Consider the following 12,184-nt stretch of genomic DNA (forward strand, 5'->3'; position numbering starts at 1 on the left):
TCGCCGGAAGCACACCGCGGCTGCGTTGTTAGGCTGACGTGCATGGCAGAACCCCTGATTGCGCCGTCGATTCTCGCCGCGGATTTCGCGCGGCTGGCCGACGAGGTGGCGGCGGTCGGTGATGCCGACTGGCTGCACGTCGACGTGATGGACAACCATTTCGTGCCCAACCTCACGCTCGGGCTTCCGGTGGTCGAATCGTTGCTCAAGGTGACCGACACCCCGATGGACTGCCATCTGATGATCGAGAATCCCGAGCGGTGGGCGCCCGGCTACGCCGAGGCGGGCGCTTACAACGTGACGTTCCACGCCGAGGCCACCGACAACCCGATCGCGGTGGCCCGTGACATCCGGGCGGCGGGCGCCAAGGCCGGTCTGTCGGTCAAGCCGGGTACCCCGCTGGAGCCCTACCTGGAGATCCTCCGCGAGTTCGACACCCTGCTGGTGATGTCGGTCGAGCCCGGTTTCGGCGGGCAGAAGTTCATCCCCGAGGTGCTGGCGAAGGTGGCCACCGCGCGTCGCCTGGTCGATTCGGGTGAGCTGACCGTGGTCGTCGAGATCGACGGCGGGATCAACGCCGACACCATCGAGCAGGCCGCCGAGGCCGGTGTGGACTGTTTCGTCGCCGGGTCGGCGGTGTACAGCGCCGAGGATCCCGCCGCGGCGGTGGAGGCCCTGCGCAGGCAGGCGGCCGGAGCCTCGAAGCACCTGTCGTTGTGAGCATCTCGGTCGAGGCCGCGATGCGGCTCGCCATCGATCAGGCCGAACAGGTCAAGGGCGCGACCTACCCCAATCCTCCTGTCGGAGCGGTGATCCTCGATCGCGACGGCCAGGTCGCAGGCGTCGGGGGCACACAGCCCACGGGCGGACCGCACGCCGAGGTCATGGCGTTGCGGGCGGCCGCCGAGCGCGCCGAGGGCGGTACCGCGGTGGTGACCCTGGAACCCTGCAACCATCACGGCCGCACCCCGCCGTGTGTGGACGGCCTTGTCGCAGCAGGTATCTCGCGTGTGGTGTATGCGGTTGCCGACCCCAACCCGGTGGCCGCGGGCGGGTCGGCGCGCATGGCCTCCTCGGGCATCGAGGTCACCTCGGGTGTCTTGTCCGACGAGGTCGCCGGCGGGCCGCTGCGTGAGTGGCTGCACAAGCAGCGCACCGGATTGCCCCATGTCACATGGAAATTCGCGACCAGCGTGGACGGCCGCAGCGCCGCCGCCGACGGGTCCAGCCAGTGGATCACCAGCGCGGCCGCGCGGGCGGACGTGCACCGCAGACGCGCGGCGGCCGACGCCATCGTGGTGGGCACCGGAACGGTCTTCGTCGACGATCCGTCGTTGACCGCGCGGTTGCCCGACGGCACCCTCGCCGACCGTCAACCGTTGCGTGTCGTCGTCGGACGACGCGAGGTGTCCTCGGATGCCAACGTGCTCAACGACGATTCGCGCACCATGGTGATCCGCACGCACGATCCGCACGAGGTGCTCCGTGCGCTGTCGGATCGCACCGACATCATGCTCGAGGGCGGCCCGACGCTGGCCGGTGCGTTCCTGCGCGCGGGCGTGGTGAACCGCATCCTGGCGTATGTGGCGCCGATCCTGCTCGGGGGACCGATCACCGCGGTCGACGACGTCGGCGTGCCCAGCATCGCGCACGCGCAGCGGTGGCGGTTCGACTGTGTCCAGACCATCGGTCCGGACGTCCTGATGAGCCTGGTCCCCAACTGAGGGCGACCGCGTTCGAGTTAACTGCCTCACGCGGGCCCATCGGACAGCGTCGACCATGCCCTGTTCTCGGTACACTCGTACCAGACGCGCGTTCACTGCCGTATGCGCCAGATGAACACGAGCAAAGGACACGAGCGTGACCACATTTCAGGGCTGGCTCAACGTCTCTCCATCAACTCCCAACGCCATCGTCGGCACCATCCGGGCCGTCGTGTGCGCGCCGCTGCGGGTTGTGCTGCCCGCGCGCGGCACCGACGCACCACCGCAGTCGCAGGCGCCCCAGACACCACGGCGCCTGCAGCCCGGCCTCGAACGCTGCTGAGAGTTCCCCGCGTCAGGGCGCCCGGTGGCGCCCCGGCCGCTCGTCGCCCGGGTCCGACGGCGGTGCGGAGAGCACCTGTGTCGGCAGATCCAGCATCTCGGTGGGGGCATCGTCGGCATCGCCTGCGTCGTACGGGTCGATGGCGCCGCCTCCGCCGTACGTGGGGGCGTACGCCGGTTCGAACTCCTCGGCGTGCTCGTGCTTGCCGCTGATCAGCAGGCCCAGCAGGGCGCCGATGACACACACCACCGCAGCGCTCAGGAAGATGTCGCCGTACATCATCACGTAGGCCTCGCGGTAGCGCACGGCCTGCGCGGTGAGCCGCTCGGCCAGTGACATCGGGCTGCCGGCGTCTCCGGCCGCGCGTGCCGCCAGCGTCGCGAGGTGCTGGTTAAACCGGTAGAAGCCCCACGCGCCCAGCGCGGCGATGCCGATCAGCATGCCGATCATGCGGGCCACCACCACGGCCGCCGACGCGATGCCGTGCTCGGCCGCGGGCACGGCCCGCAGCGTCGCCGAGGTCAGCGGACCGATCACCAGGCCGAGGCCCAGGCCCACGATCGCCAGGTCGGTGTCGAGGACCGGGAGCGTGAACAGCCCCAGGTTGTGACGATCGGCCAGGACATCGACGCTCCAGTGCGAGATCAGCACGAACCCGCCCGCGGCGATGAGCAGACCGATGAGCACCACGAGCCGGTCACCGATCCGGGTGGCCAGCCAGCCGCCGATCAGGGCGCCGATGGGCAGCGCGATGAGGAACCGCAGCAGCAGGAACGCCGCGTGGTCCTGATCCTGGCCGAGCACGCCCTGGCCGAACAGCTCCACGTTGACCAGCGTCACCATGAGCGCCGCGCCTGCGCACAACGACGCCGCCAGCGCGGCCAAGAACGGCCGGAACCGCACACCGGCAGGGTCGATCAGCCGGGTCTTGGCGACCTTCTCCCACGCGAAGAACGCGACGGCCGCGACGAGCGCGCCCGCGAGCACGGGAAGCCCCCAGCTGGGCAGCACCTGCTTGCCGTCGGGTTCGGGGTTGTAGAGACCCACGACGGTCAGGCCGAGGGCGATCGCGAGCAGCACACCGCCGATGACGTCGACCCGCTCGGGCTCGTCGACCTGTTGTCTTGCGGGCAGGCTGAAGTGGATCATCACCATCGCGATGACGGCCAGCGGCACGTTGACCCAGAACACGGCCTGCCAGTGGTTGAACAGCCAGACCAGCGCGATGCCGTACATGGGACCCAGCACGGCGCCGAGTTCCTGCGCGGCGCCGACCCCGCCGAGCACCGAGGCCCGGCTGCGGGCCGACCACAGGTCGGCCGCGAGTGCCAGCGTCACCGGCAGCAGGGCGCCGCTCGCGGAGCCCTGGATGATGCGTCCGATCACCAGCATCGTCAGGTCACTCGACAGCGCGGTGACCACCGAGCCCACCGCGAAGCCCGCCAGGCCCACCTGGATGAGCATCTTGCGGCCGAAGCGGTCCGACGCGCGGCCCAGCAGCGGCATCGCGGCGATGTAGCCGAGCAGATACCCCGTGATGATGGGTGTGACCTGCTGGATCTGGTTTATCGCGATGCCGACGTCGGCCATGATGTCGACGATGATCGTGATCACCACGTAGGTGTCGAGCGCGCCGAGCAGCACCGCCAGGCTGCCCGCGCTGATCGCGATGTTGCGGTTGCCCCGGGAACTCACCGCAGTCCCGCCCGGCATCAGGCCGCGGGCTTGGTGACGTTGACCTGCTTACCCCAGTCCGAGAGCGTCATCGTGACGCTGTTGCCCGGCGTGGGCTCCAGCTGGGCCTGCAGCAGCGTGTGATCGTCCTCGGTGATCCACGCGGTGCCGGGCACCGGGCCGTCGGCCTTGAGCGCCGGTGCGATCTTGTTGACCGCGTCGGCGCTGACGTTGCCCTTCACGCGGACCGCCTCGGTGCCGTTGATCGACTCGCGGCCGTCGGCCGTGGCGTCGGAGAAGTTGGCCAGCACGTTGGCCAGGCCCGTGTCGGGGTTCAGGATCGCCGACACGTCGTAGATGTTGGCCGCGGCACCGTAGTTCGACAGCGGATCGCCGGGCGTCAGCGCCGCGTAGAGATTGCCGTCGGCGATCACGAACTTCGCGTCGGCGATCTTCTGGCCGAACGCGATCAGGTCGGCGGTGCCCTCCGCGGCCACGGCAGGCGCGTTGGTCAGGTCGCCGTCGAGCTTCTCCACGGGCAGCCCGTCGACCTTGCCCTGCACCGTCAGCAGCAGGTGCACGCTCTGCTGCGTCTTGGTCTTCGACGCCGACTCCTGGAGCAGCGCGGCACCGTCGGGAAGCGGTGCGTCGGAGGTCTCCGATGACGACGAACACCCGGCGACCAGCGCAGCAGCGGTGGCAAGGATGGCGAACAAGGACTGGACTGCGAAGCGTGGGCGCGTCTGCATAACTGCATCGTAGAGGCTCGCCCAGACGAACTGCTTTCTCCAACGGTCCGCCGACTGAATACTCTGGTCGCGTGTTCACCGGAATCGTTGAAGAACTGGGCGTACTGGTCGACAAGGCGGAACTGGACGACTCCGCCCGTCTGACCATCCGCGGACCCGTGGTGACGGCCGACGCCGGCCACGGTGATTCGATCGCGGTGAACGGCGTATGTCTCACGGTGGTGGACGTATTGCCCGACGGCGCGTTCACCGCCGATGTCATGGGGGAGACGCTCAACCGGTCCAGCCTGGCCGGTGTCGCCGTGGGCGACCGGGTCAACCTGGAGCGCGCCGCGGCCGTCAACAGCCGCCTCGGCGGACACATCGTGCAGGGCCATGTCGACGGCACCGGAAGTGTGATTTCGCGCACGCCGCACGAGCACTGGGAGGTGGTGCGCATCGCGCTGCCGCCCGCGCTCTCGCGGTACGTGGTGGAGAAGGGATCGATCACCGTCGACGGTGTCTCGCTGACCGTTTCTGCCATTGGTGATGACTGGTTTGAGATTTCGTTGATCCCGACCACTCGCGAGCTGACCACGCTCGGGACGGCGCCGGTGGGCACGACGGTGAACCTGGAAGTGGACGTCATCGCGAAATACGTTGAGCGGCTGATGTCGGGTACGGGTCGGTAAGAGCTGGTGTAACGGCGCGTTTCCGGTGGTTCATACTGGAGTCGGCAGCGCGGACTTCCCGTCGGAACTGGCGTCGGTTTTCCGCCCTCGAAAAGGCAAGAAACAGGCAAGGTGGCGATTATGACCAGGCTCGATTCCGTCGAGAGGGCGATAGCCGATATCGCGGCGGGTAAAGCCGTGGTGGTCATCGACGACGAGGACCGCGAGAACGAGGGCGACCTGATCTTCGCGGCCGAGAAGGCCACGCCCGAACTGGTGGCCTTCATGGTGCGCTACACGTCGGGGTACCTGTGTGTTCCGCTCGACGGCGAGATCTGCGACCGGCTGGGGCTGCTGCCGATGTACGCGGTGAACCAGGACAAGCACGGTACCGCCTACACCGTCACCGTCGACGCGAAAAAGGATGTCGGAACCGGCATTTCGGCATCCGACCGGGCGACCACGATGCGCGCCCTGGCGAATCCGGGCAGCGTCGCCGACGATTTCACCAAGCCCGGGCACGTGGTGCCGTTGCGCGCCAAGGACGGTGGCGTGTTGCGCCGTCCCGGCCACACCGAGGCCGCCGTCGACCTGGCCCGTCTGGCGGGCCTGCAGCCCGCGGGCGCGATCTGCGAGATCGTCAGCCAGAAGGACGAGGGCGACATGGCGCGCACCGACGAACTGCGCGTGTTCGCCGACGACCACGACCTCGCGTTGATCTCCATCGCCGACCTCATCGAGTGGCGGCGCAAGCACGAGAAGCACATCGAGCGCATCGCCGAGGCGCGCATCCCCACGCGGCACGGCGAGTTCCGCGCGGTGGGCTACAAGAGCATCTACGAAGACGTCGAGCACGTTGCGCTGGTGCGCGGTGAGATCTCGGGTCCGGGCAGCGACGGCGACGACGTCCTGGTGCGGGTGCACTCGGAATGCCTCACGGGTGACGTCTTCGGTTCGCGCCGCTGCGACTGCGGGCCGCAGTTGGACGCCGCGATGGCGATGGTGGCCCGCGAAGGCCGTGGCGTCGTGCTGTACATGCGCGGACACGAGGGCCGCGGCATCGGCCTGATGCACAAGCTGCAGGCCTATCAGCTGCAGGACGCCGGTGAGGACACCGTCGACGCGAACCTCAAGCTCGGGCTGCCTGCCGACGCCCGCGACTACGGCATCGGCGCACAGATCCTGGTGGACCTCGGGATCCGGTCGATGCGACTGCTCACCAACAACCCGGCCAAGCGCGTGGGGCTCGACGGCTACGGCCTGCACATCATCGAGCGGGTGCCGCTGCCGGTGCGGGCGAACAAGGAGAACATCCGTTACCTCATGACCAAACGCGACCGGATGGGTCACGACCTGGTCGGCCTCGACGATTACGACGAAGCGGTGAGCATGGACGACTACGACGAGGCGGTGTACCTGCTGGGTGACCGCAGGCCGACGGAATCGGGCGGGGCGCAGTGAGCGGCGTCGGCGTCCCCGATCTGCCCGAGATCGACGCGTCGTCGCTGACGCTGGCCATCGTCGCGAGCACCTGGCACACCGAGATCTGCGACGCGCTGCTGGAGGGCGCGCGCAAGGTCGCCGCCGACGCCGGTATCCCGGACCCGACGGTGGTGCGGGTGCTCGGCGCCATCGAGATCCCGGTCGTGGCGCAGGCTCTGGCCCGGACGCATGACGCCGTGGTGGCCCTCGGCGTCGTGATCCAAGGTGAGACACCGCATTTCGACTATGTGTGTGATGCCGTCACGCAGGGCCTGACCCGTGTGTCGCTGGATGAGGCCACGCCCGTGGCCAACGGCGTGCTGACCACCAACACCGAGGAGCAGGCCCGCGCACGCGCCGGTCTGCCCGGTTCCACCGAGGACAAGGGCGCGCAGGCGGCCGCGGCGGCACTGTCCACCGCCGTGACGCTGCGCGAATTGCGCCGCGCGTGACGATGGCCTCACAGATGGCGGACGAGACCTGGGACGTGCAGATCAGGCCTTACCGCACACCGATTTTCGCCTACGGCGCGGCGCTGATCATCTTCGCGGCGCATGTCGTGGTCGGCGCGTTGCTCAAGGTCGGCTCCACGGGCGTGGTGTTCCGCACCGAGGATCAGGTGGCCATCGCCCTGCTCGGCGCCGTGATCGCCTGCGCCGTACTGATGTTCGCGCGCCCGCGCCTGCGTATCGGACCGTCCGGCATGGCGGTGCGGAACATCCTCGGCTACAAGCTCATCCCGTGGTCTGACGTCGTGGGCCTGTCGTTCCCGGTGGGTGCGCGGTGGGCACGGATCGATCTGCCCGACGACGAGTACGTCGCGGTGATGGCCATCCAGGCCATCGACAGGGTCCGTGCGGTGGAGTCGATGGACCGCGCCAGGGAACTCGTCGCGCGCTACCGGCCCGACCTGGCCGCCTGACACCTTCGGCCGGCGTCACCCGACGGACAGGGCCATCGCGAGTTCGCGGGCCTCGGCGACGTTGCCCGCGTCGCACACCCCGAAACCCAGATCCTCGTAGATGCTGCGTGCCACGGTGTTGTCGGCGGCCACGCGCAGGCGGATCGTGTGCACGCGGCAGTCCCGGGCCCAGGCCACCGCGGCGCTGATCAGGCGGTGGCCGAGTCCGCAGTTGCGTGCCGAAGGATCGACCCACAGCGAATACAGGTAGATGGCGTCGGGGTTCTGGTACTGCGCGCCGATCAGGCCGGCCACCCGCCCGTCGATCACGGCCGCGAACTGCGCGTGTTCGCACAGTCGCCTGCGCCACTGGCTCGCGGTGAACCTGGCCTCCTGGCGGTAGTGCGGGTCGTCGGCGCCCAGCGAGTCGGCCAGCGCGCGCAGCCGGATCGTCGAGAACAGCCGCCAGTCGGCGGGCGTCAACCGCATCACATCCACGGTCACCGGAGTACCCGTCATCCCGGGTCACCCATCACGAGTCCCTCCCGGCGTGGATCGGCACCGCCGATCCACCCGGATTCGGTCCGTGCGATCGCCGACAGCCCGCTGGACTGATCGTCGAGGTTGACGTCGTGGCCCAGCCGGCGCAGTCCGCGCACGAGCGGATCGTGATCGCCGTTGTCGGACGTGTCGACGTTGGGGTGTTCGCCGCCCACGTTGGTCTTGGGGGTGTTGGCGGCCCCGAAGTCGACCATCGACACCGCCTGCTGCGGGTCGAGGCCCCAATCGAGAAGGCCGACAACGGTTTTGACGACGAACTGGATGATGACCGAGCCGCCCGGCGATCCCAGGACCGCGTACAGTGGCCCGCGTTCACCGCCGTCATGGTCGAAGATCAACGTGGGCGCCATGGTGCTGCGGGGGCGTTTGCCGGGTTCCACCCGGTTGGGGATCGGCGTGCCCTCGGGGCTGACCGGTTCGGCGGAGAAGTCGGTGAGCTGGTTGTTGAGCAGGAACCCGTCGACCATGTGGAACGAGCCGAACGCCGATTCCACGGTGGTGGTCAGCGCGGCCGCGTTGCCGAAGCTGTCGATGATGCTGACCTGGCTGGTGCCGTGTTCGCGGACCGGCGCCGCGGTGACCGGTGGTCCGAAGCTGCCCGGTTGCGCGGTGCCCATCGTGCGGTCCTCGGAGATCAGTGCGGCCCGACCGGTCAGATAGGCGCTGTCCAGCAGCGTGTTCGGGGAACCACCGGGCAGCGCGACGAAGTCGGTGTCGGCGACGTAGCGGTCCCGGTCGGCGTACGCGAGACGCTCGGCCTCCGAGATGAGGTGCACGCCCATGACCGTGGGATGTCCGCCGTTGCGGTCGAGGTCGGTGGGCCGGTGTTGCTTCATCGCGAAGTGCTCGAGGATGCCGAGTGTGGCGGCCACCGCGATGCCTCCTGACGACGGTGGTGGCATCCCGCAGATCTCGCGGCCCCGGTACGTCGTGCACAGCGGGTCGCGGGTCTTGACGGTGTAGGTGGCGAGGTCGTTCTCGGTGAGCAGCGACGGCGTGCGCCCGCCTGACGTGTCGGCCGCCGCGGCGACGATCGCGCGGGCGATGTCGCCGGTGTAGAACGCGTCCGCGCCGTCGGTTGCGATGGCGCCAAGCGTCTTCGCGTAGGCGGGATTGGTCAGCCGCGTTCCGACGCGCTTGGGTGTGCCGTCCTGGTTGAGGAAGTAGGCCGACGCTTCCGGATCGAGGCGAAGCTGGGGCGCGGCGTCGAGCAGTGCCGCGGCCAGGCGCGGGCTGATGTCGAAGCCGCGGTCGGCGAGGTTGACGGCGGGGTCGAACAGTTCGCGCCACGCCTTCTTGCCGTACTCGCGGTGCACCACGTCCAGCAGGCGCACGATGCCGGGCACCCCGATCGACCGGCCCGAAGCGCGCGCATCGGGTCTCGGTTCGGTGCGATCGGCCTCGGAGATCCATCGCAGGTAGTTCTCGGTGGCCGCGGCCGGTGCGGTCTCGCGGCCGTCGAAGGCGCGTACCGCGCCCGTGGCGGCGTCGTGATAGAGCAGGAACCCGCCGCCGCCGAGGCCGGACGCCTGCGGTTCCACCAGGCCCAGCACGGCCTGTGCGGTGATGAGGGCGTCCGCGGCGGTGCCGCCGTCGCGCAGCACCTTGCACGCGGCCTCGGTGGCCAGCGGATTCGCGGTGGCCACCGCGTACGTCGCGGTGCGCACCGCGGTCATGTCGGTGCGGTAGCCCGTGGCCACCTCGGGTTGCGTCGCGATGTCGCGTCCGGCAGGCGCGCCGGGAGGTGGCGGTGGTGATTCCGGGGTTTTCGGTACGGGTGTGCCGTTCGACACAATCTCGCACGGGCCGGGGGCGGGCCGACGTGGGCGTTCGGCGCCGTCGGAGCACCCTGACGCGATCAGCACGACGCCACTGAGCAGGGCGATGACCGCACGCGCGGACCCCAGCAATCGCACACCTCGACGGTAGCGGAGTTCCGTCGGATCGCGGCAGTAACCTGGAAACCGTGCCCGATCCAGCGACGTACCGGCCCGCGCCCGGGTCGATACCCGTGGAGCCGGGTGTCTACCGATTCCGTGACCCCCACGGCCGGGTCATCTACGTGGGCAAGGCCAAGAGCCTGCGCAGCCGGCTGACGTCGTACTTCGCCGACATCACCAGCCTGGCGCCGCGCACCCGCCAGATGGTGATGACGGCGGGCAGCGTCGAGTGGACCGTGGTGACCACCGAAGTCGAGGCGCTGCAGCTCGAATACAACTGGATCAAGGAATTCGATCCGCGCTTCAACGTCCGCTACCGCGACGACAAGTCCTATCCGGTGCTGGCCGTCACGCTCAACGAGGAGTACCCGCGGCTCATGGTGTACCGCGGACCACGGCGCAAGGGTGTGCGGTACTTCGGCCCGTACTCGCACGCGTGGGCCATCCGCGAGACACTCGACCTGCTGACCCGCGTCTTCCCTGCGCGCACGTGCTCGGCGGGAGTGTTCAAGCGGCACAAGCAGATCGACCGGCCGTGTCTGCTGGGCTACATCGACAAGTGCTCGGCGCCGTGTGTGGGGCGGGTCTCGGCCGAGCAGCACCGGCAGATCGTGCTCGATTTCTGCGACTTCCTGGGCGGCAAGACCGACCGGCTGGCCAAGGACATGGAGCAGCAGATGACGGCCGCCGCCGAGCAACTGGATTTCGAGCGCGCGGCGCGCCTGCGCGACGACATCTCGGCGCTCAAACGGGCTTTGGAGAAACAGGCCGTGGTGTTCGGTGACGGCACCGACGCCGACGTCGTCGCGTTCGCCGACGACGATCTGGAGGCCGCGGTGCAGGTCTTCCACGTGCGTGGCGGCCGTGTGCGCGGCCAGCGCGGCTGGATCGTGGAGAAGTCCTCGGAGCCTGCGGCGACGGGTGACGCAGACCTCGGACAGTCGGGCCAGGAACAACTCGTCGAGCAGTTCCTCACCCAGTTCTACGGCGAGCAGGCCGAACTCGGCAGTGCCAGCGACACCGGCGGCGACGAGGCGACCAATCCCGTACCGCGGCAGGTGCTGGTGCCGGTGCTGCCGCCCAACGCCGACGAGCTGGCCACGTGGTTGTCCGGGCTGCGCGGTTCGCGCGTGAGCCTGCGGGTGCCTGTGCGCGGTGACAAACGTGCGCTGGCCGAAACCGTGCAGCGCAATGCGCAGGAGGCGCTCGCGCAGCACAAGCTCAAGCGCGCGGGCGACTTCAACGCGAGATCGGAAGCCCTGCAGAGCATTCAGGAGGCGCTCGGGCTCGCCGACGCGCCGTTGCGCATCGAGTGCGTCGACATCAGCCACGTGCAGGGCACCGATGTGGTGGCCTCGCTCGTGGTGTTCGAGGACGGGCTGCCCCGCAAATCCGACTACCGGCACTACGCGATCCGCGAGGCCGCAGGCGACGGCCGGTCCGACGACGTCGCGTCCATCGCCGAGGTGACGCGACGCCGGTTCCTGCGGCACACGTCCGACTCGCAGCCGGATCCCAGCGCCGAGCAGCGTCCGCGCCGATTCGCCTACCCGCCCAACCTTTTCGTCGTCGACGGCGGTGCGCCCCAGGTGAACGCGGCCGCCGCGGTCCTCGAGGAACTCGGTGTCGACGACGTCGCCGTGGTCGGCCTGGCCAAACGGCTCGAAGAGGTGTGGGTGCCTGCAGAGCCGGACCCGGTGATCCTGCCGCGCAACAGCGAGGGCCTGTACCTGCTGCAGCGCGTGCGTGACGAGGCCCACCGGTTCGCGATCAGCTATCACCGCAGCAAGCGGTCCAAGCGCATGACGGCCTCCGCGCTCGATTCGGTGCGCGGTCTCGGCGAACACCGCCGCAAGGCGCTCGTCGCGCACTTCGGGTCCGTGGCCCGGCTCAAGGAGGCCTCCGTGGACGAGATCACCGCGGTGCCCGGCATCGGCGTCGCCACCGCGCGGGCCGTGCAGGAGGCGCTGGGGGTGGCGCCCCAGAACGGCACCGCGCCCGAGGCGCAAGACGAGATCGGCGACCCGCAAACACCCGCGGACCCGCATTCGGCGGCAACCGACGCCGATATCGAGGATGATCGACACGCGACAGGGGCAACAGGGCCCCGGATGAACGGGAGCGAACAACAGGTGGACCGGGTATGAGGGCTGTGGTCACCCCGGAGGCCGATTGTCCATG

General features: G+C 69.2%; 12 protein-coding genes. 8 read left to right on the forward strand and 4 right to left on the reverse strand.

Going from position 1 to position 12,184, the window contains the following annotated elements:
• Positions 1–42 precede the first annotated feature (42 nt).
• From rpe to AT701_RS15395, 3 genes are all read left to right on the forward strand, one after another.
• Complete coding sequence (rpe, locus tag AT701_RS15385) at positions 43–720, forward strand: ribulose-phosphate 3-epimerase (protein ID WP_003894453.1); 678 nt, start codon at positions 43–45, stop codon at positions 718–720.
• A 2-nt stretch (positions 721–722) separates the two neighbouring features.
• Positions 723–1,724 carry a bifunctional diaminohydroxyphosphoribosylaminopyrimidine deaminase/5-amino-6-(5-phosphoribosylamino)uracil reductase RibD gene (gene ribD, locus AT701_RS15390; RefSeq protein ID WP_029104448.1) on the forward strand — a complete coding sequence of 334 codons (1,002 nt, stop codon included), beginning with the start codon at positions 723–725 and terminating at the stop codon, positions 1,722–1,724.
• A gap of 136 nt (positions 1,725–1,860) precedes the next feature.
• Positions 1,861–2,046, forward strand: coding sequence for a hypothetical protein (locus AT701_RS15395; protein ID WP_003894455.1), 186 nt, complete (start codon positions 1,861–1,863; stop codon positions 2,044–2,046).
• 12 nt (positions 2,047–2,058) lie between these two features.
• Here AT701_RS15395 and AT701_RS15400 read toward each other — a convergent pair whose 3' ends face one another.
• Positions 2,059–3,759 carry an MFS transporter gene (locus tag AT701_RS15400; RefSeq protein ID WP_036462758.1) on the reverse strand — a complete coding sequence of 567 codons (1,701 nt, stop codon included), beginning with the start codon at positions 3,757–3,759 and terminating at the stop codon, positions 2,059–2,061.
• The gene (locus AT701_RS15405) at positions 3,759–4,469 is read right to left on the reverse strand and encodes an LppX_LprAFG lipoprotein (RefSeq protein ID WP_003894457.1); all 711 of its coding nucleotides are present in this window, start codon (positions 4,467–4,469) and stop codon (positions 3,759–3,761) included. Before AT701_RS15405 ends, AT701_RS15400 begins: the two co-directional genes overlap by 1 nt.
• Before the next feature lie 71 nt (positions 4,470–4,540).
• On the opposite strand from AT701_RS15405, the gene AT701_RS15410 reads away from it, so the two are divergent.
• The 4 genes from AT701_RS15410 (at position 4,541) to AT701_RS15425 (ending at position 7,523) form a co-directional block, all read left to right on the forward strand.
• Positions 4,541–5,140, forward strand: a complete 600-nt coding sequence (locus AT701_RS15410) for a riboflavin synthase (protein ID WP_003894458.1) — start codon at positions 4,541–4,543, stop codon at positions 5,138–5,140.
• Positions 5,141–5,260: 120 nt separating this feature from the next.
• Positions 5,261–6,580 carry a bifunctional 3,4-dihydroxy-2-butanone-4-phosphate synthase/GTP cyclohydrolase II gene (locus tag AT701_RS15415; RefSeq protein WP_003894459.1) on the forward strand — a complete coding sequence of 440 codons (1,320 nt, stop codon included), beginning with the start codon at positions 5,261–5,263 and terminating at the stop codon, positions 6,578–6,580.
• Positions 6,577–7,053, forward strand: coding sequence for a 6,7-dimethyl-8-ribityllumazine synthase (ribH, locus tag AT701_RS15420; RefSeq protein WP_011728796.1), 477 nt, complete (start codon positions 6,577–6,579; stop codon positions 7,051–7,053). Before AT701_RS15415 ends, ribH begins: the two co-directional genes overlap by 4 nt.
• A 14-nt stretch (positions 7,054–7,067) precedes the next feature.
• On the forward strand, positions 7,068–7,523 hold the full coding sequence (locus AT701_RS15425; RefSeq protein WP_162267868.1) for a PH domain-containing protein: 456 nt from the start codon (positions 7,068–7,070) through the stop codon (positions 7,521–7,523).
• A 15-nt stretch (positions 7,524–7,538) separates the two neighbouring features.
• Here the strand turns inward: AT701_RS15425 and AT701_RS15430 are convergent, their stop codons facing one another.
• On the reverse strand, positions 7,539–8,021 hold the full coding sequence (locus AT701_RS15430; protein ID WP_011728798.1) for a GNAT family N-acetyltransferase: 483 nt from the start codon (positions 8,019–8,021) through the stop codon (positions 7,539–7,541).
• Positions 8,018–9,979, reverse strand: a complete 1,962-nt coding sequence (ggt, locus tag AT701_RS15435) for a gamma-glutamyltransferase (RefSeq protein WP_371746407.1) — start codon at positions 9,977–9,979, stop codon at positions 8,018–8,020. Before ggt ends, AT701_RS15430 begins: the two co-directional genes overlap by 4 nt.
• 50 nt (positions 9,980–10,029) lie before the next feature.
• Between ggt and uvrC the strand changes: the two genes are divergently transcribed.
• A complete protein-coding gene (gene uvrC / locus AT701_RS15445) occupies positions 10,030–12,150 on the forward strand; it encodes an excinuclease ABC subunit UvrC (RefSeq protein WP_058126147.1) in 2,121 nt (706 codons plus the stop codon).
• Positions 12,151–12,184: the final 34 nt, after the last annotated feature.

It is taken from the genome of Mycolicibacterium smegmatis, from assembly GCF_001457595.1.
Taxonomy (GTDB): Bacteria; Actinomycetota; Actinomycetes; order Mycobacteriales; family Mycobacteriaceae; genus Mycobacterium; species Mycobacterium smegmatis.

Excerpts from the sequence above, each read along its gene's own strand:
- rpe (WP_003894453.1), top strand. The coding sequence starts at position 43 with ATGGCAGAACCCCTGATTGCGCCGTCGATTCTCGCCGCGGATTTCGCG.
- AT701_RS15400 (WP_036462758.1), bottom strand. The coding sequence starts at position 3,759 with ATGCCGGGCGGGACTGCGGTGAGTTCCCGGGGCAACCGCAACATCGCG.
- AT701_RS15405 (WP_003894457.1), bottom strand. The coding sequence starts at position 4,469 with ATGCAGACGCGCCCACGCTTCGCAGTCCAGTCCTTGTTCGCCATCCTT.
- AT701_RS15415 (WP_003894459.1), top strand. The coding sequence starts at position 5,261 with ATGACCAGGCTCGATTCCGTCGAGAGGGCGATAGCCGATATCGCGGCG.
- AT701_RS15425 (WP_162267868.1), top strand. The coding sequence starts at position 7,068 with ATGGCGGACGAGACCTGGGACGTGCAGATCAGGCCTTACCGCACACCG.
- AT701_RS15430 (WP_011728798.1), bottom strand. The coding sequence starts at position 8,021 with ATGACGGGTACTCCGGTGACCGTGGATGTGATGCGGTTGACGCCCGCC.